At 62.7% G+C, this 20,635-nt stretch carries 22 protein-coding genes; 7 read left to right on the top strand and 15 right to left on the bottom strand.

The features are described 5' to 3' along the window. Nucleotides 1-918 carry a helix-turn-helix transcriptional regulator gene (locus tag IEV58_RS04440; RefSeq protein ID WP_188408464.1) on the bottom strand — a complete coding sequence of 306 codons (918 nt, stop codon included), beginning with the start codon at nucleotides 916-918 and terminating at the stop codon, nucleotides 1-3. A 181-nt stretch (nucleotides 919-1,099) separates the two neighbouring features. On the opposite strand from IEV58_RS04440, the gene mblB reads away from it, so the two are divergent. The 4 genes from mblB to IEV58_RS04420 all read left to right on the top strand — a co-directional run bounded on the left by mblB (nucleotide 1,100) and on the right by IEV58_RS04420 (nucleotide 6,330). Next, nucleotides 1,100-2,233, top strand: coding sequence for an anti-phage 6A-MBL system MBL-fold protein (mblB, locus tag IEV58_RS04435; protein ID WP_188408463.1), 1,134 nt, complete (start codon nucleotides 1,100-1,102; stop codon nucleotides 2,231-2,233). Next, the gene (cap2-3, locus tag IEV58_RS04430; protein WP_188408462.1) at nucleotides 2,233-4,509 is read left to right on the top strand and encodes an anti-phage 6A-MBL system cap2_3 protein; all 2,277 of its coding nucleotides are present in this window, start codon (nucleotides 2,233-2,235) and stop codon (nucleotides 4,507-4,509) included. The genes mblB and cap2-3 overlap by 1 nt, the downstream gene beginning before the upstream one ends. After that, a complete protein-coding gene (locus IEV58_RS04425; RefSeq protein ID WP_188408461.1) occupies nucleotides 4,506-5,666 on the top strand; it encodes a patatin-like phospholipase family protein in 1,161 nt (386 codons plus the stop codon). Before cap2-3 ends, IEV58_RS04425 begins: the two co-directional genes overlap by 4 nt. 370 nt (nucleotides 5,667-6,036) lie before the next feature. Continuing rightward, nucleotides 6,037-6,330: a hypothetical protein gene (locus IEV58_RS04420; protein ID WP_188408460.1), complete on the top strand. Its 294-nt coding sequence runs from the start codon at nucleotides 6,037-6,039 to the stop codon at nucleotides 6,328-6,330. A gap of 17 nt (nucleotides 6,331-6,347) precedes the next feature. On the opposite strand, the gene IEV58_RS04415 is transcribed toward IEV58_RS04420, so the two are convergent. The 3 genes from IEV58_RS04415 to IEV58_RS04405 all read right to left on the bottom strand — a co-directional run bounded on the left by IEV58_RS04415 (nucleotide 6,348) and on the right by IEV58_RS04405 (nucleotide 8,874). Next, nucleotides 6,348-6,677 (bottom strand): hypothetical protein, encoded by a 330-nt coding sequence (locus IEV58_RS04415; RefSeq protein WP_188408459.1) that lies wholly within the window; start codon nucleotides 6,675-6,677, stop codon nucleotides 6,348-6,350. 93 nt (nucleotides 6,678-6,770) lie between these two features. Continuing rightward, nucleotides 6,771-8,540: a relaxase/mobilization nuclease domain-containing protein gene (locus IEV58_RS04410; protein WP_188408458.1), complete on the bottom strand. Its 1,770-nt coding sequence runs from the start codon at nucleotides 8,538-8,540 to the stop codon at nucleotides 6,771-6,773. A 7-nt stretch (nucleotides 8,541-8,547) separates the two neighbouring features. Next, complete coding sequence (locus tag IEV58_RS04405) at nucleotides 8,548-8,874, bottom strand: hypothetical protein (protein WP_188408457.1); 327 nt, start codon at nucleotides 8,872-8,874, stop codon at nucleotides 8,548-8,550. Between the two features lie 574 nt (nucleotides 8,875-9,448). On the opposite strand from IEV58_RS04405, the gene IEV58_RS04400 reads away from it, so the two are divergent. After that, nucleotides 9,449-10,300 carry a SprT-like domain-containing protein gene (locus tag IEV58_RS04400; RefSeq protein WP_229729178.1) on the top strand — a complete coding sequence of 284 codons (852 nt, stop codon included), beginning with the start codon at nucleotides 9,449-9,451 and terminating at the stop codon, nucleotides 10,298-10,300. A 73-nt stretch (nucleotides 10,301-10,373) separates the two neighbouring features. Here the strand turns inward: IEV58_RS04400 and IEV58_RS04395 are convergent, their stop codons facing one another. The 4 genes from IEV58_RS04395 to IEV58_RS04380 all read right to left on the bottom strand — a co-directional run bounded on the left by IEV58_RS04395 (nucleotide 10,374) and on the right by IEV58_RS04380 (nucleotide 12,205). Continuing rightward, entirely contained in the window at nucleotides 10,374-10,682 is a 309-nt protein-coding gene (locus IEV58_RS04395; protein ID WP_188408456.1) for a hypothetical protein, read from the bottom strand. Further along, nucleotides 10,679-10,888 (bottom strand): hypothetical protein, encoded by a 210-nt coding sequence (locus IEV58_RS04390; protein WP_188408455.1) that lies wholly within the window; start codon nucleotides 10,886-10,888, stop codon nucleotides 10,679-10,681. Before IEV58_RS04390 ends, IEV58_RS04395 begins: the two co-directional genes overlap by 4 nt. A gap of 31 nt (nucleotides 10,889-10,919) precedes the next feature. Beyond that, nucleotides 10,920-11,174 (bottom strand): hypothetical protein, encoded by a 255-nt coding sequence (locus tag IEV58_RS04385; protein ID WP_188408454.1) that lies wholly within the window; start codon nucleotides 11,172-11,174, stop codon nucleotides 10,920-10,922. A gap of 665 nt (nucleotides 11,175-11,839) precedes the next feature. Further along, entirely contained in the window at nucleotides 11,840-12,205 is a 366-nt protein-coding gene (locus IEV58_RS04380) for a phosphoglycerate kinase (protein WP_188408453.1), read from the bottom strand. 308 nt (nucleotides 12,206-12,513) lie between these two features. Here IEV58_RS04380 and IEV58_RS04375 point away from each other — a divergent pair, with 308 nt between their 5' ends. Continuing rightward, a complete protein-coding gene (locus tag IEV58_RS04375; protein WP_188408452.1) occupies nucleotides 12,514-14,040 on the top strand; it encodes a type IV secretory system conjugative DNA transfer family protein in 1,527 nt (508 codons plus the stop codon). Here IEV58_RS04375 and IEV58_RS04370 read toward each other — a convergent pair. Both IEV58_RS04370 and IEV58_RS04365 read right to left on the bottom strand, forming a co-directional pair. Beyond that, nucleotides 14,032-14,424 (bottom strand): ankyrin repeat domain-containing protein, encoded by a 393-nt coding sequence (locus IEV58_RS04370; protein ID WP_188408451.1) that lies wholly within the window; start codon nucleotides 14,422-14,424, stop codon nucleotides 14,032-14,034. The two genes, IEV58_RS04375 and IEV58_RS04370, sit on opposite strands and share 9 nt — an antisense overlap. Beyond that, nucleotides 14,414-15,277, bottom strand: coding sequence for a hypothetical protein (locus IEV58_RS04365; RefSeq protein WP_188408450.1), 864 nt, complete (start codon nucleotides 15,275-15,277; stop codon nucleotides 14,414-14,416). Before IEV58_RS04365 ends, IEV58_RS04370 begins: the two co-directional genes overlap by 11 nt. A 106-nt stretch (nucleotides 15,278-15,383) precedes the next feature. On the opposite strand from IEV58_RS04365, the gene IEV58_RS04360 reads away from it, so the two are divergent. Next, nucleotides 15,384-16,076 carry a hypothetical protein gene (locus tag IEV58_RS04360; protein ID WP_188408449.1) on the top strand — a complete coding sequence of 231 codons (693 nt, stop codon included), beginning with the start codon at nucleotides 15,384-15,386 and terminating at the stop codon, nucleotides 16,074-16,076. Nucleotides 16,077-16,137: 61 nt separating this feature from the next. Here IEV58_RS04360 and IEV58_RS18360 read toward each other — a convergent pair whose 3' ends face one another. The 5 genes from IEV58_RS18360 to IEV58_RS04340 form a co-directional block, all read right to left on the bottom strand. After that, nucleotides 16,138-16,584 carry a zincin-like metallopeptidase domain-containing protein gene (locus tag IEV58_RS18360; RefSeq protein WP_308790992.1) on the bottom strand — a complete coding sequence of 149 codons (447 nt, stop codon included), beginning with the start codon at nucleotides 16,582-16,584 and terminating at the stop codon, nucleotides 16,138-16,140. A gap of 3 nt (nucleotides 16,585-16,587) precedes the next feature. Further along, complete coding sequence (locus IEV58_RS18355) at nucleotides 16,588-17,052, bottom strand: ArdC-like ssDNA-binding domain-containing protein (protein ID WP_308790863.1); 465 nt, start codon at nucleotides 17,050-17,052, stop codon at nucleotides 16,588-16,590. 532 nt (nucleotides 17,053-17,584) lie between these two features. Continuing rightward, on the bottom strand, nucleotides 17,585-18,301 hold the full coding sequence (locus IEV58_RS04350; protein ID WP_188408448.1) for a GIY-YIG domain-containing protein: 717 nt from the start codon (nucleotides 18,299-18,301) through the stop codon (nucleotides 17,585-17,587). Next, a complete protein-coding gene (locus IEV58_RS18175; protein WP_229729177.1) occupies nucleotides 18,298-19,086 on the bottom strand; it encodes a DUF6884 domain-containing protein in 789 nt (262 codons plus the stop codon). Before IEV58_RS18175 ends, IEV58_RS04350 begins: the two co-directional genes overlap by 4 nt. A 341-nt stretch (nucleotides 19,087-19,427) precedes the next feature. Beyond that, entirely contained in the window at nucleotides 19,428-20,609 is a 1,182-nt protein-coding gene (locus IEV58_RS04340; RefSeq protein WP_188408447.1) for a tyrosine-type recombinase/integrase, read from the bottom strand. Nucleotides 20,610-20,635: the final 26 nt, after the last annotated feature.

Genomic DNA, 20,635 nt, shown 5'->3' with positions numbered 1-20,635 from the left:
CTACCCCTGCGCGCCTACAGCATTTTCCGTATTGTTTTCAATGAATTCCGCGCGCGCCAGCGCAGTTTGCACATCACTGCGGCTTGAAACAACAATATGTTGCCGCCTTGCTGGTTCTTTTGCAGCATCGCCTAGTAAGCCCAGCCGGCGAAGAACATAAAAGAGCATGGCGTATCGAACTGTCAGGACGCACTTCCCATCTGTCATTCCATAATCTTTGGCAACAACACTCTGCTGGCTGGGCGTCAGATCAGGATGGGGCACGATTTCAAAATCAAAATGCTCTTGCCACAGACTGTCCTTATCGCCCGCTGCGCCGGGCTCGCCGGGGGCGCGCGCTTTGAGCGCACGCGGCAACAGAAAGTCTTTGAACTTCTGATCGATGTGGCAGAACGCGCGGGCGTGCCAGCGAAAGCCGTCATAGCCGAACGCGTGCGGCGTGATGCGGCGCCATACCGGATCGGGCCGCTGTTTACTCATTGATTGATACAGGACTTCGATTGACCGCCGGTCCCGGACGGCTTCGAGCACAGCGCGCAGCACATCAGTATTGATGTCCCGCTTGGGTGTTATGGCGATATCCGTCTGGGGAGGATTGGCGATCCAAGACTCGACCGGCATAGCAAGTCCTTCGCCGAGCGAGCGCAGCCTCGACAGGTAAGCGTCCGGATCAGGTTTTAGGAAGCGCGGTTCGAATTCCTTGGCCGCGACGTACCGCTTGGCGCTCTTATCGTAGGCGACGTTACCCGGTGCGCGCTCTTGGTACAGCGAGAGGTCCTTCGAGGCCTGCGGCACTGACACACCGAACACATCGATGATGTCGGACCGATTCACCCCGCCCTCCCAAAAGAGGCGGAACTCGATGAATTCGAGCCGCTGCTCCACCCCCCACCGGATGCCGGGGTTCTCATGATCCATTGCGCTCACCAAAAAGGGTATAGAAACTATATTGACATCGAAACTCGACGCGTATAGTTTCTTATCTCATCAGCAGGCCGTGGTCAATTGAAATCGGGAGCTTTTGCCCGTTGGACCGCTCGGCCCTGCCGCGACCAACACCGAATCGTCCCGGCAGAGCTGCGGACCACAGGAGATCAAAATGACTGCCAAGCTGACCTTCCACCCTCTCGGCAATGCCGACTGTACCCGGATCGATTTTGCCGACGGCAAGAAGATGCTCGTCGACTACGCCAATATGCGCAACGACAACGACCCCTACGACAAGCGGATCGACCTTCCCGCGGAGCTGAAGACGGACCTGCGGGCTGCCGGGCGGGACACCTACGACGTCGTCTGCTTTACGCATCTGGATGACGACCATTGCTGCGGCGCAGGCGATTTCTTCTGGCTCGAACACGCTGCGAAGTATCAGGGCGAGGGCCGCATCAAGATCAAGGAGATGTGGGTGCCCGCCGCCGCCATCCTCGAAGATGGCTGCGAGGACAGCGCCCGGATCATCAGGCAGGAGGCACGGCACAGGTTGCGGCAGGGCTCCGGCATTCGCGTTTTCTCGCGGCCGAAGAAGTTGGCCGACTGGCTGGCGAAGCAGGGCCTGTCGCTGGAGTCGCGGGCTCACCTCATCACCGACGCGGGCCAGGTTGTCCCCGGCTTCTCGAAGTACGGGCCGGAGCAGGCTGAATTCTTCATTCACAGCCCTTTCGGCTGGCGTCAGGATGAGAACGGGATAGTTGACCGGAATCAGGACAGCGTCGTCTTCCAGGCCACCTTCCTCGAAGGCGGCCGCGAGACCTACGCGCTGTTCATGTCCGACATCCACGCCGACTCCATTGATCAGATGGTGATCACCACCAAGCGCCACGGGCGCGAGGACCGTCTGCTCTGGGACATTTTTAAGGTCCCTCATCATTGCTCTTACACAGCGATCGGCTGGATCAAGGGCGAGGATGAGACCGAGCCCACCGAGCACGTCGAATGGCTGTGCGAGACGCAGGGCCGCGAGCGCCACATCATGGTGTCGACCAGCAAGCCCATGCCCCTCAAGGGCACGGACGAGGACGAGGACGTCCAGCCTCCCCACCGGCAGGCGGGCAACTACTACAAGGCGGTCGCGCGTCGCGCTGACGGGACCTTCAAGGTGACGATGGAATCGCCTTCGACGTCCAAGCCCAAGCCTTTGAGCATCGAGGTGACGAGCCGCGGCGCGCAGCTCCTGACCGTCTCGGCGGTGGCCGGTGCTGCCAGCATCATCTCCACGCCGGCCCGGGCGGGCTGATGATGACAAAGGCTCTGCATCCCTGGTGGGAGACTTTCGGACAGCCGGTCTCACCGGATGCTGTTGAACTCGATATCGCCCGGACGGTCGTCGCGTATGTCGCCTCTGGCCATGCGCCCTCCGTTTCGTTGGCGGGCGCGCGGCAATCCGAAGACGGGGCCCTGGCCGCGCTCCAACTCGACATCGAGGTGGAACGGCCGCAAGACCTGGCCGCCCCGATCCGCAGCGTGGAACCGGTGGCCGTCATCTTCGGGGCGAGTGACGCGCAGCCGTCCGTTCTCGCCTTGCGGGATGATTTCCCTGACACCATGCACCAGAACTGGTCGCCGGACGACATGCCGCGCGCCCTTTGCATCGACGACCGTCCTTGGGCGGAAGCGCGGCTGACCTTCACACCGGCTGACTTTATCCGCCGTATTCAGCTCTGGCTCGCTAAGGCGGCCCGCGGCGAACTTCACGATACGGCGCAACCGCTGGAGCCGCTTTTCTTCCGCAGCCCGGCAACCATCATCTTGCCCGCCGCGGCCCTCACGCCTGCTGAACAGCCCCCCGAACTGGTCGGCCATCTCCGCAGTGAACAAGAAACGATCATTGTCACCGAGTTTGTCAGGCAGGACCGTACCGGCCCTGATCCGCAGTTCGTGGTCATTCCGTTGCGTGCCGCGCCGCAGGGCATGCAGCGCCTGCAGTTCGCTCCACAGACCCTCGAGAAGCTCGGGCTGCAGCTGCAGGGCTGCGGCATAGACCTGAATGCCGAGCTCCGCGCGCGGCTCATCGCCTGGGCGGGGCTTGATGCCGCAGCCGTCCGCCGCCAGCAGGCGCGTATCGCCCTCGTCGTCGCCTTCCCCGTCACGGGTGATGATGGCCGTCAGGCCGAAGACCTGCGCGCTTTTATCACCCATGACTGCGCCGGTGATGTAGGCGACGCCCTCGGCGTGCTGGCGCGCAACGACAGTAATGTCGGATCAGGCAGCGGCTATGTGCAAACGGTCGGCGCGGCTGCCAGGGCGGATGTTCCCGCCCTCGCCATCTCACCCGCAGACGTCCATCTCGCATTTGACCGCGCTCTCGGTGCCGCGATCAGCGGACAGGCCCAGGCCGACATGCGCCGCTGCGTACAGGTCGGCGCGGGATCACTGGGATCGCAGCTGGCGATCAACCTTGCCCGCGAAGGCCGGTTCCAGTGGACGATCATCGATCCCGACAGTCTGATGCCGCACAACCTCGCCCGCCACGCGCTCTACCCGATTGATGTGGGTAGGCCCAAGGTCGTCGGTCTTGCGAACCGCCTCCATGGGTTGCTTGATGAGTCGGTCACCTTTTACAAGGCCAACATTCTCCATCCGCCTTCGGATATGAGGGAGGGTATGGACGCGGCAGTCAATGCTGCCGAGATCATCATCGACGCATCAGCCTCCGTCGCCGTTTCGCGGCACATCGCCGACCTGCCGCGCCCCGGCGCGCGCCGTCTGTCCGTGTTTTTCAATCCGGCCGGGACAGCGGTGGTGCTTCTTGCCGAGGGGGCTGATCACTCGATCACCTTGCGCGATCTTGAAGCGCAATATCACCGGCTCGTTCAGACCGATCAGCAGCTGGCGCAGCACCTGCAGGCAGAAGCCGGCGTGCGCTATAGCGGCTCCTGCCGGGCTGCCACCAACCGCATCCCGGCCGCGCGCGCCGCTCTGATGAGCGCGATCGCTTCGCAGGCCATCATCGATTCGCTCGCAGCGGATGATGCAGCCGTGCGCATCTGGACCCTCGCCGACAACCGGACGGTCAGCCTCGCGGAACTAACGCCGCTGCCGGTGCAGAACATCACACTTGGCAACTGGACCGTCACTTATGATGACGGGCTCGCCAGACAGATCGCGGGATTACGGGCAGAACGCCTGCCACATGAAACCGGCGGCGTGCTGCTCGGCATCACCGACACAAGCCGCCGCTCCGTACACATCGTCTCGGCCTTGCCGGCACCGGCGGACAGCTCTGGGAGCGTCACCGCCTTTGAGCGCGGCGTTGCAGGGCTCGCCGCCGCGGCCGAGCAAGCGGCGGCGCGCTCACTCCACCAGGTGCGCTATGTCGGTGAATGGCATTCCCACCCGCGAGGCTCATCAACGCGGCCCAGCGTTACGGACATCAAGCAGCTGTGCTGGCTCACTGAAGAGCTGGAGAGCGAGGGCGTCCCGGCCCTTATGGCGATTGCAGGCGACGGCGGACAGCTCAGCGTACTGCTTGCGGGACGAGGCATCACCGCGCCCGCAGGAGATACGCCATGAATGATCACGCCGCGGCGCAGGACATTCAGAGCCTCTTTGCGGCAAACGCTGCGGAGGGCGATTTCCTGCAGGCCCGCAAGCTCGACGACACGATAGGCCTTTGCCTTTCAGGCGGCGGCTACCGCGCCATGATCTATCATGTCGGCGCAATCATCCGCATGAACGAGCTCGGTTTCCTCCCCCGTTTGGCCGAGGTTGCGAGCGTCTCCGGCGGCTCGATCACAGCCGGGCTTCTGGCCCTGCGCTGGTCGCAACTGCGTTTTGACACTAACGGCCGCGCGGTCAATCTCGACGAGCTGTTCGTTTCACCCCTGCTGCGGTTCGCGCGGGCAGGCATCGATATCAAGGCTGTGCTCTACGGCCTTCTACCGGGGTGCAGCGCGGCTGACAGCCTTGTCCGCGCCTACGATCGCCATCTCTTTCACGGTGCGTGCTTACAGGACATCACAGATACCCCGCGCTTCACCTTCATGGCGACGAACCTGCAAACCGGCAGCGGCTGGCGGTTCGCCAAAAGCTACGCGGCTGATTACCGTGTGGGATTGATAGACCGTCCGGCAATCCCCTTGGCGCGGGTCGTAGCGGCGTCCTCGGCATTCCCTCCGATCCTGTCACCAGTGCGCATCGACCTGTCCGGCGAAACCGTGAAGTCCACTGCCGGGGCCGACCTGCATCGGGAGCCGTTCATCACCACCGCTGTTCTTGCGGATGGCGGCGTCTACGATAATCTCGGGCTCGAACGCGTCTGGAAGCGGTGCCGGACCATTCTGGTCAGCAATGCCGGTCGCACGATCCCCGAAGTTGGCCGTCCGACCGGACGCTGGATCGGTCAGTTGTTTCGCACTCTCGCTCTCATCCAGCAGCAAGCGGAGAATTCAAGGCGTCGTATCCTGTTCGGAATGGCCAATCGGGGAGACCGGCAGGTTGCTTATTGGAGCATCGATACGGCGTCCACGATGTATGCCCTGCCGGACGCTTTGCTGATCTCCGCTGAAGAGGCCGCAGAGGCCGCTTCTATGCGGACCCGGCTCAACCCGTTCTCCGAGGACGAACAGCGTCTACTTTTGAAGGCAGGTTATGCCGGCGCCGATGCATCGCTGCGCGCGCGCTGTCTGGCGCAGAACGACCCCCCAGCCAGTTTCGACTTCCTGCCCTAGAGCAAGACAACCGCGCTGGCCAATCTTTGAATTGGTCCAGCTGCGAAATGCCTGCTTCGTCTGGAGCCGTCCGTCGCCCTCACCAGCTGAGGGGCGACGGCGGAAACAGCCGAAGCCAAGGCCTGCTTTGGTGGTGGGCTCCCGAGCCCTCCTGAGTGCGCGCGAAGGATCGTCACCCGCATGGGCCGAGACCCTGCAAAGCCCGGGCGATGCAGGGCTCGGGGGTCGCGCTGTAGCTTAGGCGGAAGCGGACCGTAGAGCCTGATCCGAAAGGACGCGCCCCACGCGCCCTAGGAATACGTCCTCCTTGGCCCTGTCACCGGCTCTAAGCTATGTTCTATATATGTTCTCAAGCAGCAAAGACGACAAAGTGGCCTATTTCGGCATGTGGGCGGACAGTGCCCGGGACCGCTCTTACCGCAAGGAGGCGCTGCGTATCTGCATCGAAGCCGCAGAGCGCTGCATCGATCTCGACCTGAGGACTTGCCCGCAGGTCCAGCAGGCGTTGACCTATCTTGAACGCAATGCCGACCGCACTTCCGTGATAACCCGCTTCCGCCGCGCCCTCGATATCCATGACCCGCTGACCCGCGCCCGTGAAGTCGAAGCCGCGTGCGCGGCCATTGCGCGTGCGACCGCGATCAGCTGCCAAGCCGACTCGTAAGCGCCGGGGATTTGCCTTTAGTGCGCACTGCCGCTGTCCAAAGACTCTTCTTCCGGCAACGGCGCTGCCAGATGAACCTGCGCCACCTGACTGTAGGCGCTGTAAAGAAGCGCCTGCGCCTCACGCACCTTGCCGTACCAGAAGGCATCCAGCAGCACCGCGCCATGCCCCGCCAGTTCCCGCTCCATCAATTCAACCACAAGGTTGGTGACATGCAGAGCTTCATGACACCCGAACGACCCGGGCCCGTAACGCGCCTCCAGACTCCGGTGATCCGGCCCCTCAAATTCCGCCGCCCGGCGCGCCGCCAGCGCCGCCAGCCGTTCCTTATCGAAATCCTCGCTCATCCATCCCCCCGCCATCTTTGGCGACATGCTCATCCTGACGGCAGGCCCGGTCAACAAGCGGCACTGCGTTGCCTGCCGGGCGGCCAACTTTCCTTACCGCTCCCGCTCAAAATCATCATCCCGTCCCCGCCGCTTCGTGCGCGCCCGCTCGCTCGGTCGCTCCGCCCGCGATATCCGCGGCGCGGGCGCTCCATCATCCCCGCCGCCTTCGCCGCCCGTCCCGTCAGCCGCCGCTTTCGCAAATTCCTCCGCGAGATCGACCTTCTTCCAGGGATGCTGCCGCTCCCGTGCTTCCCGGTGCGCGTCCGTCAGGTCGATCTCCGGCGCCTGACGCTGTTCCTCCTGCGCGATCTGCGCGCGCATGACGCGCTCTTCGGCACGCTCTTGCTGCTGGATGACCCGCTCCGGATTGACCCGTTCGTCGCGCCCGGACCGGTCCCGATATCTGTCTTTAGCACGGCGCACCGCCGCCCCGCGCCCGCGCGGCTTCAAGCCGGGCGCGAGCGCCGGCATATGCCCGTTCTCGCCGCGGCTCACGATCCGCCGCTCGCGCAAACGGGATTCCGCCAGCGCCTTCCGCTCCCGCGCCTCGACGGCTGCGAGTGCCTTAACCTCCCGGTTCATATCAAGCGCCTGCAGCGTGTGCCGGTGCTGCAGCGATGCGGCCTCATCTCTCTGCCCTGCCGCAAGCCCCTGCTTAGTCTCCCGGAACGCTAGATACCTCTTCGCATCCTTGTAGCGCTGCACCCGGTGAATGATCGCCGACACGCCAGTCACGCGCCCCAGGAACGCAGCCAGCCCCGTGGGCCGCGCCTCATCACGCTGCTGCCTGACCCGCGCCACCTCCGCCAGATACAAGGCCCGCAGCCCCTGCCGCGCCGCCAACTGCTCCCGGGCGAGCGACTCACGCTCATGCTCCTGCTCCTGACGCGCCAGCATCGCCGCGCGCTCGGCCTCTACCTTCTCCCGCCGCGCCGCCTGCGCCCGCGCGAGCGCCTCATCCTGCTTTCTATCCTCCTGCGCTTTGGCGAACTGCTCGCGCGCCTTGCGGTGCTGCGCCACCAGCGCCTTCGCCTCGTCCACGGTGGGCAGCGACTCCGGCGGAAAATCCTTGGCAAGGAATTCACGGATATCCTTGGTGCGCACGCTGCGATCGTCGATCAGCTTGGGTAGCGCATTCTTCCCGCCATAGATGTCGACCAGCACATAAGGCCGGTAGCCCGTCGCCAGCATATAGCCGAGGTCTTCGAGCGCCCGGACAAAGGCCTTCGGGGTATCACTCTGCGCCCAGGCCTGCGTGACCTGCGCCGCGCGCTCTTGCTTGCTGATGCCGGTGACCCGCTCCTGCGCCCGCTCATAGAGCGAGGTCTGCCGCCGCCGCTCGTCAAAGCGCGATGGCCCATATCCCTCCGGCAGTTCCAGCCCGTGCTCGCGCGCGAACTGCCGCGTCACCATCATCAGCTTCTCGCGGTCGAACGCGAGATGGACGGCTTTTTCGGTCTGGTAGTCGATGCGCGACCAGACGACATGGCAATGCTCCCGGCCGTCCTTGATGTGGTAGACGATGGCCCGCGGCTGGCCTTCGAGGCCAAGCGCCTTCTCCACCCGGTCGACATAATCCATGTACTGTGCCCGCGACAGCTGACCCTGCCCGAGGTCCGGATTGACCGAGAGGCTGTAGAGATAGTTGCGGCACTTGGTGAGACCGGTGGCGATGGCCTCCCACTCGGCGAAGGCCCCGTGCAAATCCGGCGCAATCGCGCCCGAGACCTCGGCCACCTCGACATACTCGTTGTCGAAGGCGTTCAGCAGATGGGTGGCGAGGTCTTTGCCGCCGCCGCGCTGGCTCCCCTTGGGGATCATGTGAGCCTCATGGTGATCGCCCCAGCGCCTTCAAACAGGCGGCACGGATTTCACGAAGATCGCGCGCGGCGTCCGCCAGCAGCGCCGGATCGGCATCGCCCGCGAGACCCTTCAGGCGCTCGTTCAAGAGCGCGGTCTCGGCCAGCAGGCGGGCCACGTCCGCGCGCGGCGCGGACGTCCGGCGGGCAAGCTTCGGCGCAGTATCGCCGAACACGGCCGCGGTGATGAAGGCATTGACGGAGAGCCCCGAGTCGGCGACCCGCGCCCGGAACTGCTCCCGCAGTTCATACGGGGGCCGGTAAGAGATCGGGGCTTCGCGTTTCTTCTCCGTCATGCCTCATCGATAGCGTCGCAATGCCGCCCCGATCCGCGCGCTTTCCACGCGCGCGCATAGCCGTGATCGGGACGCTGCCGCCGCCATCGCCCGCGCGCAAATTGCGAGGGTTCCGGGGAGCGCCATTCCCCGGTCGATGGGTTTGCAAAGGGAGAGCCGAAGTCTCCCTTTTGCTCGAAGCCGGTGCCGACACACCGGTCGTGGTCCGGGGCGCGACAGCCCCGGCCGTGGGTTGCAAGGGGGCGCGGCCAGCCCCTTTGCGCGATGGGTCCAGGGAGAGCGCAGTCTCCCTTGGTCGGGATGCAACGCCGAAACGTTGCCTTCAGCCGCGCGGGCTCGATGCCCGCAGGCGGCTGACCGCATCCCTTGCCGCATAGGCCGTCACAAGGACGGACTCATCGGCTTTAGGGATGCCCTGAGGGGGTCCGCGGGGAACCGGAGAGTTCCCCCGGCAAGGTGAGCGCGGTAGTACCGCGCACACCTTGTACTCTTCCCTACTGCGCCTTTGCCCCTCTCTATAATTATGCCATGAGGCGGGGCTAATTTGAGATGTACATCGCAGCATAATGACAGAATGACCGCTCTGCCATTGCATTTTCAACTGCAGCAGAAACGAGGAAAGCACGAGGAATGCGGAAGACGATGCCGTCTACATAAAGAGCCATCAACAACCGGCACCTTCATTCTCTTTGTAATGTGCATTCCAAACGAAGAGAGCCGGTGGAAAGGATGGTCCACTGTGAATGCCGCTCTTGATCCCTCAACGCTGCAGATCAAACCCACCAAGGAAACCTACGACCGGTTCCAGCAGGCTTATGATCATTTCAACAAGGCGCTGTTCGGCGGCACGCTGCCGAACGCGCTGATTACCCTTCAGCGCCGCAAAGGGACCTATGGGTACTTTGCCGGGGCGCGGTTCAGGCACGAGGACGGCCGCATGGCCGACGAGATCGCCCTGAACCCGGCGACCTTCACGGATCGCCCGTACAAGGAGGTTCTGGCGACCCTAGTTCACGAGATGGTGCATCTCTGGCAGCACCATAAGGGCGAGCCGGGACGCGGGCGCTACCACAACCGCGAATGGGCCGACCAGATGAAAAAGGTCGGCCTTCAGCCCACCGACAACGGCGCCGAAGGCGGCAAGGAGACGGGCGAGTCCGTCAGCCATGTGATTGTCGAGGGCGGGCCCTTCGACGAGGCCGCTGACAGGCTGCTGGGTAAGGGCTTCACCATCATCTGGAAGGAAGCACCGCCAGCGGCACGCCCCGCCACAAAAGGCGAGGGCGCAGCCGAGCCAGAGATCGTGCAGAAGAGCGGCAAGCGCGTGCGCTATAGCTGCCCGGACTGTGACCTGAAGGCGTGGGCGAAGCATGAGGCCCGCCTGATGTGCGCTGACGACCAGACGCTGATGGTCGCCAGCGCGTAACCCTCCGTCCTCTTCGACAAAACAAAGACGCGGACCGTTAGGTCCGCGTCTTTGTTTTGCGCCGCGGCCGCGCTCAGGTGAGCGCGCACTGCCGCGGGTCCTGGGACTGTTCCTGCCAGGCTGGTGCCTGTGCGGCTTCGTTCAGCCAATCCGTGACAAACGCGACCGGTCCGCCGGCCGCGTCGACTTCGACCGGGTTCGCAAAATACGACCGGTACCCGGTGTGCGAAATCGGAAGCCGCATGGACTCGGGCTCGACCATTTTGATGGCCAAGTGGCCAATGCGGTCGTCCTGCGCGCAGCAGAGCCAGGTGGCCTCGTAACGGATTTCGATTTCAAAGCCGCGCCAGATGATGGTGGATTTTTGAAGGGAGCGCGTCATGACGCGCCCCCGGTTTCGTGGTGGTAGTGGCCGCGGGCCAGATAGTTGCAGCGGGTGTAATCCAGCCCGGCGGCGTCGCAGAGGTGACGGATATCGACCAGCAGGTCGATGACTTGGTCCTCGGCGTAGGCGGGCGAGGTCCCTCTCGTCCAGGCCGCGCGGGCGAGCGCGGCGCGGGCGGCTTCGATACGGCGCATGGGTGTCATGGCGTGTCTCCTTTCAGGTGGGAGGGGGCGCTTACGCGCCCACCTCCTCGTGGGTGGTTTCGGGAGAGGCGTCATCGACCTTCGGGACGCGGAGGACGATGCGGCCGCCGGTGACCGGGACCAGGTCGAGCTGGAGGGTCAGGCCTTCGCCCTTCTGATGCCGCCAGGCGGCGCCGATGCGGGTCCAGTACTTCTTGGTGCCCTTCTCATCGACGTGCCAGGCGATATAGGCCGGGGGCGTGAATTCACGGGCGGGCTTGCGGGTCAGGTTGGTGTTGCGTGTCATGATGTAGCTCCTTTCGCTATGGGTTTTCCTCGACACGCCTCATTCAGGAGCGGGCGGAAAAGCGGGCGGTTCATGGCTGGTGCGGGGGTGGGGAATCACCCGGCTTGCAGGGAGCGCAGCGAGCGAAAGTTGGGGATACCCCCGTGCCACCCCGCAGGGGCTTGGCCTTGAACCGGCGGCGCGCCCGATCAGGACTGTGGCGGTTATTGTCGAGGAAAATCCCTTCTCAGCGAATGAGCGGGGCGTCAGGCGCAACATCAATCCGGCAAGGCACGCCCATGCAGAAAGCAGCCCATCCGCCAAGAACGCCGTCAGGCTATGAATGCGGCAAGACGTCTGGAGCCTCAACGCCGTACTGATGAACATAGGGGGCAAAGGACACCCTTCCCCGCCTGATACCCACCGGCGGTGCAAAGATCCTACGTGCCGTGAGATGCCCCCCGCTCCACCGCCGAAGGAAAGGCTGCGCAGCCCCACAATCGAAAATGACAAACGCCATAGTCAGGTGCGCCCGCTGCCAGATAGCGGTGATTCGTGCCCTGGCGTGAGACCGGACCCGTACCTCTCGCAACAGATAGGAACCATCACCGCGCTGCTGGGCATTGCCACCGCGAGCGCCGCCAAAAACCAGAACCGCGGCGGCCCCCGGGCCGCCGCGGAACGCCTTACCACCACGAGGTGTAAAAGACAGTCATGCCGTCAGCGAGGGCGTCCCGCGCCTTCTTCACAAAGGCCAGATCGTCTGCGCGCTCGGTGCCGTCGGAGGCTCCGAAGAAAAAGCCGGATGTCGGCGGCAGGTTGCGGCCGCGGATATCGGCTTCGAGCCGGTCGAGGTCTTCGGAAGTGAGCTGCAGGTTGACGCAGTTGAAGACGTCATCCTTGCCGCCCTTCTGGCGGTAGAGCGCTTCCATCCAACCATGCAGGTTCGGGTGCTTGCGCCAGTAGTGCAGTTCATTGTGCGCATCAGTATCGAAATCGACCGGCGCAGCCGGGGTTTCGGGGATGGCGTAGGCGTACATATCCAGGCCCATGGGAGTTCCTTCCGTTCGTTGTTGCGTGTCCCGAGGGACGCGAACGAAAGGCCGGTCGGCATCAGCCGCCGCCGTCATGACCAACTCGGTCCGCCGCATCAATCTAAGATGCGCGGGAGTGGTGCGGGCCGGTCATTGACGGCAAGGCGACGACCGGCAGGTTCGCGGCAATGAACCGAGGGCGCGTGACGGACGAAGAGAAAGCCAGCCGTAGGCAGTGCGCCGTGCCTGTGCGCGAGGAAGCCACGAGGAAAACGCGTTCCTGAGCGCTCCAGATTGACGAACAAAAGTTCGATCAGGAGATGGCCGTGAGCGCCTTCAGCAAAGAGTTTATGAGCGATGTTGCGCGGGGCGTAACGACCCGCTTCCTTGATCAGCAGGCTGTACCTCAATCGCGCTGGGAGCCGCTGGAGAATATCCGAAGCAGCCGTCCCCTCGCGTATGATACCGCGAATCCCGGGCGCAAAATTCTTGTCGGGGCGCTGGGGGACCGCCTCATCGGCATTGATGACAATCGCCACGTCATGACGGTGGCGGGGTCGCGCACCGGCAAATCGGTCACGCTCGTCAGCAACCTCCTGTTCTATCGGGGGAGCGTGCTTGCCCTTGATCCCAAGGGCGAACTCGCGGCGATTACGGCGGAGCGGCGTGCGGCGCTAGACCAGAAGGTCTGCGTCCTTGACCCGTTCAACATTACTCCCGAGCGCCTCAAGCCCTACCGCGTGCGCTACAATCCCCTGACTTTGCTCGACACCGCTAGTGACACGATGATCGAGGACACGCGCCTGATTTCCGATGCGTTGGTGATTGGCGCCGGAAAGGACCCGCATTGGGATGAAAGCGCGCAGAACCTGATCGAAGGACTGCTGCTGCACATTGCCACTGATCCTCATTTTGAAGGCCACCGCCATCTCATAACGCTGGGCGACCTCCTGGGAGAGGTGCTGGTCCCGGCCGATGATGAAGGCGATGCTTACGCCCTTGAACTGGCCATGCTGACGAACGCAACACGGCTTAAGCGCAGCGCCCCCACAGCCTATGTCGGAAAGGCTATCGAGAAAGCCGCGCGCGGTTTCTACGAGAAGCCTGCGAACGAACGCGGCAATGTTCTATCAAATGCGCGGCGTCATGCGCAGCTACTGGATTACGGTGCGATGGCCCGCGTTCTTGAGGGTCACGACTTTGACCTGCGGGAGTTGAAAACGGCGCCGCGCGGCATGACCATCTATCTGTGTTTACCGGCTAACCGCATGAGACAGTGCAACAGGTGGCTGCGCCTGTTCATCAACCTGCTGCTCGATGCGATGGAGCGGGAGAAGGCAAAGCCTGCCGTCCCGGTCCTCGCTTGTCTCGATGAATTCCCTGTCCTGGGGCATATGAAACAGCTTGAGGATGCGGCCGGTCAGATCGCATCCTTCGGGGTGAAGCTCTGGGTGATCCTGCAGGACTGGGGTCAGGGCAAGGCGCTTTACAAAGAGCGCTGGGAAACGTTTGCGGGCAATGCCGGTATCCTGCAGTTCTTCGGTAACAATGACCTGCTGACGACCGAGTACATTTCCAAGCGCCTCGGCAAAACCGTGGTGAAGGTCATGCGCGAGGGCGATGCTGCGACCGATCAGAGAGCGTCCGGCATCACGGGCCGGTCAGAGTCGCTGGAGCAATATGACCTGCTCACGCCGGATGAAGTCAGCCGCCAGTTCTCGCGCGATGACCGGCTGAAGCGCCAACTGGTGTTATGGGCAGGCTACAATCCGCTGATGCTGCAGCGGGTGGAGTATTTCGACCAAAGCAGCCCGGTTCACGGGGCTTTCGCCGGAAAGTACGCATCACCCTAAGTCGGTCTGCTCGCCCGGCCGGCGTCGTTGCGGGGCTGCTGCTATCCCGGTCCCATGCTGCAGGTCGGCGAGATAGCGCCCGACGACGGGATTGCGTGCAACGGTGACGGCGATCGCCGCCGCCGTCCGCCCTTGAGCATCCTTGACGCGAAGGTCGCAGCTTCCGGTCCCAATAAGAAGGCGCAGGACAGCAACAGCGTTGCGTCCCGCCGCAATGTGCAAGGCCGTAAGTCCGGTCCCGGGTTCGGCGTAGTTGATGTCAATTGCGCCGTTGCCGAGCGCTTGGCGGACAGCGGCTATGTCGCCGATATTAACCGCTTCGAGGAATGCCGCATGCAGCCGCTGCCGTTCGCGTTCATTTGGTTGGATTGGCTCACTGGGCATCGGGATCGCCCTCCTGCCGGTACTCCCAAATCCGTTCTTTGATCTTCGAGAAGGCCATTTCCCGCGTGCTCGCGTCATCCGGGACGAGGCTCATCCTCCCCTTCTCGTATCCCGGCGCGGGCGCGCCGAAATCCCGCGACTTAACCAGGAGGATGACAGCCGGAATGTCGCCTGCGGCGACCTTGCGGTCGAGGACCGTGTAGATTGCTGGCTCGCCGCGCAAACTGTCCTGCACGACAAGGCACGTCTGCCCCTTCTTGTGGAAGAGCCAGCCATCATAGCGCTGCTCACTGCCGCCCAACCTCTTTAAGACACGGGCGAGCGCGTCGCGCGTCACCGACTGTGGAGCGGCGGGCAGGCTGTAAAGCTTGTCCTCAACAATCGGAACACGGACACCGGCGTTGCGGACGGTCACGACGGACAGCTCCGTCCGGCCGGAGGGTAGCTTGCGGCTCGCCGCAAAGCGCCCGGCCACGACAGCCAGCGCGTTTCTCTCCTCGTCCCCGCCAAAGAAGGCTGTCAGAGCGTGAACCAAGGGACTACCGACCTCAGCAGGCCGGAGGTCAGCGTCGGTGAGAAAAGATTTGGATTTCAAATAGGAGCAGAGCGCATCAAGGCGCTCCTTACTTGGCGTTTGTGATCCTGCCGCGAAACGCCGCAAAGCCTCGGCAAGCGCTTTGTAAGGATCGCCAGATTGGCCGTCATCATCAGAGTCGAGCGAGTCGATCGCAGAATTGTACAGCTCTCTCGCAATCACAGACCAAGTCCGCTTGCGGCCATTGGTATGCGTGGCGGCGTGAAAGTCGATCAGCGCCGCCTGAATTCTTGACAGTATATCGTCCGAATACTCCATGATCCGGTCCATCAAACGAGGAAAGCGCGAGGATAAAGCGCTGCTCCGAGTGGCACATTCTCACGCAGGGCCGCGCCGAACAAGGCGCTACCGCAGGGAGATCGCCATGAACGCGCTGGCAAAAGTATTCGATGGTGAACCGAAGACCGAGGTCTCTGCCGAGGGCGGACGCACGACCATCGCGGTCGCCATGCGTCACCTCCGGCCGTACGATGCGCAAAGCGCCGATGAAGTCACAAGCTGGCTCGCGATTGCCGCTTTCGGCCTCGCGGGCTGGATCAGCTATGCTTCGATGGACGTCACCGTCCCGGCAGTCGCGCTCTTTCTCGGTGGACTGTGCGGCCGCCCGTTCGTGCAGAAGAAGCTGCGCCTGATCGGGCAGGTCACAGCGAACATCAAGTTTACCGATGACTGTATTTTCCTACAGAGGGTTCAAAAGGCACCGTACTGGGAGCCCGAACCGGAATGGCTGCGGTTCGACCGCGCCCATGATCATCGTTTCGTGTTGATCTCCCACGATAGGGCGCGGGCGGAAAAAGACGAAATTGACTTCCTGACCCGGACTAAACCCGGTGCCCGGGTGACGCGCTACTACGGTGATTCCTGGTACGTGGTCCTCGAATATCTCGGCCAGCGCTTTGACATCGCTGAGGTCATGGGCGAGCGCCGGGCTCACGCCATCGTCGATCGCCTGACCTTTTGCGACAAGTACATGGACGGCCTGGCCGATGCCCGGAAGGGGCTTTCAATGCGGGCGGAGGACGAATGGTCCGGGCCGACCGGCTCGCTCCCGCAATAGCGTGCGAGAAGGATCACCTCCGATGACGACCCATTTCGCTTCAGGAGAGAAAGGCCCCCGCTCACGCGGCGGCCTCCACCGGGCGACTGTATCGCCCGAGATAGTCGGCGGCACGCTGCGCGTGAGCCGCAGCAGCGAAGACGGCCCGCTTGTCTTCCTTAAGGACAGACAGCCAGTGGCCGATATAGGCGGCATGGTCGGCCCGGTCCTCCAGCCACAGCCCAAGGTCCGCGCACAGGAAGGCCGCGCCCAGCTCGGCCACGAGCTCTTCGCGGGCATAGCCGTCATCGCCGAAGCGCTTGCGCCCGAAGTCCCGGTCCAGCCGGGTCGCATGGCGCGTCCAGTGGGTCGCTTCATGGGCCAGCGTCGCGTAGTAGGCCTGCGCGTCGCGGAAGGCCTCGAAGGGCGGCATCTGGATGTAATCCAGCGCAGGGCTGTAGTAGGCACAGTCGCCGCCGTGTCGGATATCGGCGCGGGTGGCTCCGAAGAAGGCCTCGGCCTCGGAAATCCGCTAGTCGGGATTGCGGCTGGCGTGTGCCAGCGCGTGGAAATGCTCCGGCAGCCCTTCGATCTGCTCGACGTTGAAGACCGTGTAGGCCTTCAGGAACGGGATGGCGCGCTCAGTTTCGTCACCGGTGGCCTCGTCGGCCTCGGTCCGGCGCATCGTGTCGGCGTAGACGACGGGCGAGCCCTTCTCGCCCTTGCGGACATGGCCACCCAGTTCGATGGCCTGCTTGAAGGTCATCCAGATAGGCGCCGCATAGTGCGCCGTCATTGCCGACGCCCAGAGCGTCAGGACGTTGATGCCCGCATAGGGCAGGCCGTTGTGGCGCAGAGGCCGGGAGACATGACCGGCAGCATGGGCGGCGTTCCAAGGCTGGGTCCAGGGTTTCACGCCCTGCTCAAGGGCTTCGATGATCTGGTTGGTGATGCGGCTGTAGACATCCTGCCGCGGGGTTTCGTTGTTGGCCGACATGACCTTGCTCCTTTGCGTCGGGGTTTTCCTCAAGACGCGGGCAAGGAAGGCCGGGGGATTAAGCCGGCGGGTCAGGCCCTAACACGGTCCCGCCTCTTGAGGGCGGGAGTGGTGCGGGCGGGGTTTGACCAGACGGCGCGCCCGGCCAGAACTCAGCGTCAATGTTTGAGGAAACCCGCCACAGAGGCGGTCACACGCGGCCCCAAGGTCACCGCGGTTGCTAACGCGAACGCAAATCTAACCGGATGACAGAGAAAGGATTGGTCATGGGCTATCACCGCTGGAAGACCCATTCGGCAAGACGCAAGGCTCTCTGGCCCGGCGACATGAAGGCCTACCTACAACGTCAGCACAAAGTGACAATCAGCATCGACAGTGAGCTTGCGGAGTGGCTCATAAACGACGTCGTGGGCCGATCATCGTTCTCAGGCGATCTGGAAGAAGCGGTCATCACGGCACTTCGGGTCGTACGGGGAGAACTGCCTGCCTCGTTTTTCCCAAGCCCTGCGCGCAAAGAGCGAACGGCTGGCAATCATGCGCGGGAAATCACATCCTCAAGGACATCGAGAAAGGCAGGGTCATAGTCCTCGTCAACATGGCGCTGATTCCACAGGCCGGATCGGCGCACCTTCTCCCTGCCGGACAGGCGGCCGAGCCAGTCGTCCGACGGCGGGTCCAGTGGCGGTCGATTAAAATTGCTGAGCAGCGCTATCGAATTGCGCTCGATGACGCCCCGCAAGCTGTCAGGCCCCGGATCGTCATCAACAGAGAGCCAGAGGAAAGGCATCGCCCTCAGATAGGTGCTAACGGCGATTTCAACGGGCGCTTCCAACGCTGATAGCTCGATCCGGCTTCTGGCCAGCAACGCTGCGGCCTTACCGATATCGCCTTTGACCCCCCAGGACAGACAGGATGGACATGCATCCCGGGTCAAAAGTGCCTCGCCGACAAGAAGACGGAAGATCGAACCGCGGTGATTGCCCCCTCCGGCAGAACGACCGCCATGCTGCCGCAAACGTTGGCGCAGGGTCGATTGGGCGCCGGCTCCCAGAGCATGGGTTCCGATCCGAACCAAACGTGGTCCCGTTCCACTTTCGGATCTTTCTTCGCCAGATTCAAAGAAGAAGTAGACTCCGCGGCGCGGCCAGTCTCGCGTTGTTCCAAGGCCGTTCAGCGTCCGTTTCCCGCCGGCGGTCTCCAATCGGCCGAGCAGACTGTAAAGCCGGGTTAAATCCTCCAATCGGCTCATTGATGATTACCAAGCCAAGAGAGTTGCTCTCCCTGGGCCAGCCCTTCCATGGGGACATCGACTTGTCGACCGGTGCTTAGAACTGGCCCGATAAGAAACTCGCGATACCTGAGACCGGCGAAAAATACGACGCGCGGGTAAGCGCCAAGTTCAGGCTCAAGGGCCTCGTAAACGTGTGCGGCCCACTTCCGGCGATCTGCAACGCCAAACTTGTTCAATGTCTCCTCATAGGGAGCGATGTTCCTGTCTGGTTTCACGAGGCCATGCAAGGCGGACAGGATGAACCAATGGGCATTCTGAGATTCGATCAGGCGCCGCACTTTGGCAAACCAGGCGGAACAGTAAAGCTCCCGGGCCGGAGCAGTCCGGGACAGCTTGCTTTTTACGCACGACACCAGCACGAGCGCATCGCTCAGGTCCAAGCCGTCGTGCCCTGCCGTAGCGGGTCGTGTCGCGGTTCGAGACGCAGGTACGGGAGGCTGGGAAAGCAGTGGACCAGACGCATCGCTTCGCTGGATGAGGTCAAATCGAAAATATACGTTTGCCCCGTTGACCGGACCGGCGACGTCAGCCCTTCTCACGCCTGCCAATTGTTCAAACCTGCCCCCGCGCAGTACGCTGCAGATGGCAGGCATGGCGTTCGTGAGCCCCACCTCACTGTGGAGATCGCCGGCACGAATTATGACATCTGTTTGCCCGGCCGCGCGGGCGGGCAGAATATACTTCTCGATAGCGGTTTGACGTATCCGATCAGCCTGGCTCATCGCTTCAACGTAGCTAAACAAGCCGGGGCGCTGTCAAGAATTCTTGACTGCAGCGGGGGCAGTGACAAAACGCGATTCGCCACAAGCTTGCCACAAGCCCAGACGGGCCACGCCAGACAATCGAGGATTTCTGCGGGTTACAGCGGACTCTCGATTTGTGGCAAGTACAGGCGAATTACGCGGATTATGCAAATACGAAACCTGCTAAGTTATTGAATTTAAACTGGAGCGGGCGACGGGGGTCGAACCCGCGACATTCAGCTTGGGAAGCTGAGAAAGAAACCAGCATTTCTGCGGGCTCCAGCCGATTTGCCACATATTTGCCACATCAATTTTCTCCTTTTGTTCTTACTAGCTAAAATCTACTCGGCCGCCATCAACTCGGCGGCGAATTCTTCGGCCGTCCGCTGATGCCTGGCTTCTTTATCCTTCAGCAGATGTCCGTAGACGTTCAGGGTGATCTGAATGTCGGCATGACCCATGCTGGTCTGGATGAACTTCAAGTCCTCGCCCTTGGCAATCAGCTTGGAAGCGAAATAGTGCCTTAAGCCATACGGCGTGAAACGAGGCCGCATGGCTCCACCTTCCCCATCTGGGTCGAGCTCCATCAGTTGCGCCGCCTTCATCAGGGGCTCCCAGCAGCGCCGTGCAAAATTGTTGAGCGCCATCGGCTTGCCATGCGCAGTGGGGAACACGAGGCCCAGCGTTGACGCGGGGCAATGCTGGCGCCAGTCCATGACCATCCTCCCGACGGCTTCGGGAAGATAGATAGTGCGCCGGCCGGCGCGCGACTTGACCGGCCCGATCTGGTTGAGGCGGTCTGCGCGTTGCCGGACGTGCACGCGGTCCATGGCAATGTTGCTCCATGCGAGGCCGCGATACTCGGACGGGCGCATACCGGAAAACACGGCGAGGTAGATCATCGGGCGATAGCGACGCCAAGCTTTCGCCAGCTGTTCGGACCCTTCACCCATGGCATCTGCCGCCTTCAGGAGCGCCCGAACCTCTTCATCTGTCGGGATACGGACTTCCCTGTCATCCTCTTCATATCGTCCGTCGGCGCGGATGGTGATGCCGGCGGCAGGATCGTCCTTGATAAGGCCCTGCAGCCTCATCTCGATAATAACCGAATGGAAGGAGGAAAGTGTGCGGCGAGCCAGATCACGGCTCTTATGCTGAAGAAGCCAGTTTCGAAAATGCACGACATCGGAAGCCTCAAGCTCGTGCAGGTGCTTTTCCCATGCATACGCCTTCATAATAGAACCCCGGCGCTGGTACTCCACGTGGGTGGTGGTTTCCACCTTCTCCCGTCCATCGCGCCCAATCTTCTCGCAGGTGTCGAGCCAGATTTGCACCGCCTCTGGCACGGTGACCTTCCGTCCGCCGGCTATATGCTTCAGGCCCCCGAGATTCTCGGTAAAGGCGCGCGCCTCCTTCAACGTGTCGAAGGTGGCATACGCGTAGCCGCTCTTTGTATTTTTGCTGGGATACCGGACCTGGTAGTTCGTGCCGTTACTGCCCGTGCGTTTCCTTATATCTGCCATTCAAATTCATTGTTTTTATTGTTGTT

This window comes from Agaricicola taiwanensis, from assembly GCF_014635245.1.
Taxonomy (GTDB): domain Bacteria; phylum Pseudomonadota; class Alphaproteobacteria; order Rhizobiales; family Methylopilaceae; genus Agaricicola; species Agaricicola taiwanensis.
The sequence above is the reverse complement of the archived record's forward strand: the minus strand, read 5'-3'. Positions and strand labels throughout refer to the sequence as shown.

Coding starts and splice junctions, on each gene's coding strand:
- IEV58_RS04440 (WP_188408464.1), bottom strand. CDS start 918: ATGGATCATGAGAACCCCGGCATCCGGTGGGGGGTGGAGCAGCGGCTC.
- mblB (WP_188408463.1), top strand. CDS start 1,100: ATGACTGCCAAGCTGACCTTCCACCCTCTCGGCAATGCCGACTGTACC.
- cap2-3 (WP_188408462.1), top strand. CDS start 2,233: ATGATGACAAAGGCTCTGCATCCCTGGTGGGAGACTTTCGGACAGCCG.
- IEV58_RS04425 (WP_188408461.1), top strand. CDS start 4,506: ATGAATGATCACGCCGCGGCGCAGGACATTCAGAGCCTCTTTGCGGCA.
- IEV58_RS04415 (WP_188408459.1), bottom strand. CDS start 6,677: ATGAGCGAGGATTTCGATAAGGAACGGCTGGCGGCGCTGGCGGCGCGC.
- IEV58_RS04410 (WP_188408458.1), bottom strand. CDS start 8,540: ATGATCCCCAAGGGGAGCCAGCGCGGCGGCGGCAAAGACCTCGCCACC.
- IEV58_RS04405 (WP_188408457.1), bottom strand. CDS start 8,874: ATGACGGAGAAGAAACGCGAAGCCCCGATCTCTTACCGGCCCCCGTAT.
- IEV58_RS04400 (WP_229729178.1), top strand. CDS start 9,449: ATGACCGCTCTGCCATTGCATTTTCAACTGCAGCAGAAACGAGGAAAG.
- IEV58_RS04395 (WP_188408456.1), bottom strand. CDS start 10,682: ATGACGCGCTCCCTTCAAAAATCCACCATCATCTGGCGCGGCTTTGAA.
- IEV58_RS04390 (WP_188408455.1), bottom strand. CDS start 10,888: ATGACACCCATGCGCCGTATCGAAGCCGCCCGCGCCGCGCTCGCCCGC.
- IEV58_RS04385 (WP_188408454.1), bottom strand. CDS start 11,174: ATGACACGCAACACCAACCTGACCCGCAAGCCCGCCCGTGAATTCACG.
- IEV58_RS04380 (WP_188408453.1), bottom strand. CDS start 12,205: ATGGGCCTGGATATGTACGCCTACGCCATCCCCGAAACCCCGGCTGCG.
- IEV58_RS04370 (WP_188408451.1), bottom strand. CDS start 14,424: ATGCCCAGTGAGCCAATCCAACCAAATGAACGCGAACGGCAGCGGCTG.
- IEV58_RS04365 (WP_188408450.1), bottom strand. CDS start 15,277: ATGGAGTATTCGGACGATATACTGTCAAGAATTCAGGCGGCGCTGATC.
- IEV58_RS04360 (WP_188408449.1), top strand. CDS start 15,384: ATGAACGCGCTGGCAAAAGTATTCGATGGTGAACCGAAGACCGAGGTC.
- IEV58_RS18355 (WP_308790863.1), bottom strand. CDS start 17,052: ATGTCGGCCAACAACGAAACCCCGCGGCAGGATGTCTACAGCCGCATC.
- IEV58_RS04350 (WP_188408448.1), bottom strand. CDS start 18,301: ATGAGCCGATTGGAGGATTTAACCCGGCTTTACAGTCTGCTCGGCCGA.
- IEV58_RS04340 (WP_188408447.1), bottom strand. CDS start 20,609: ATGGCAGATATAAGGAAACGCACGGGCAGTAACGGCACGAACTACCAG.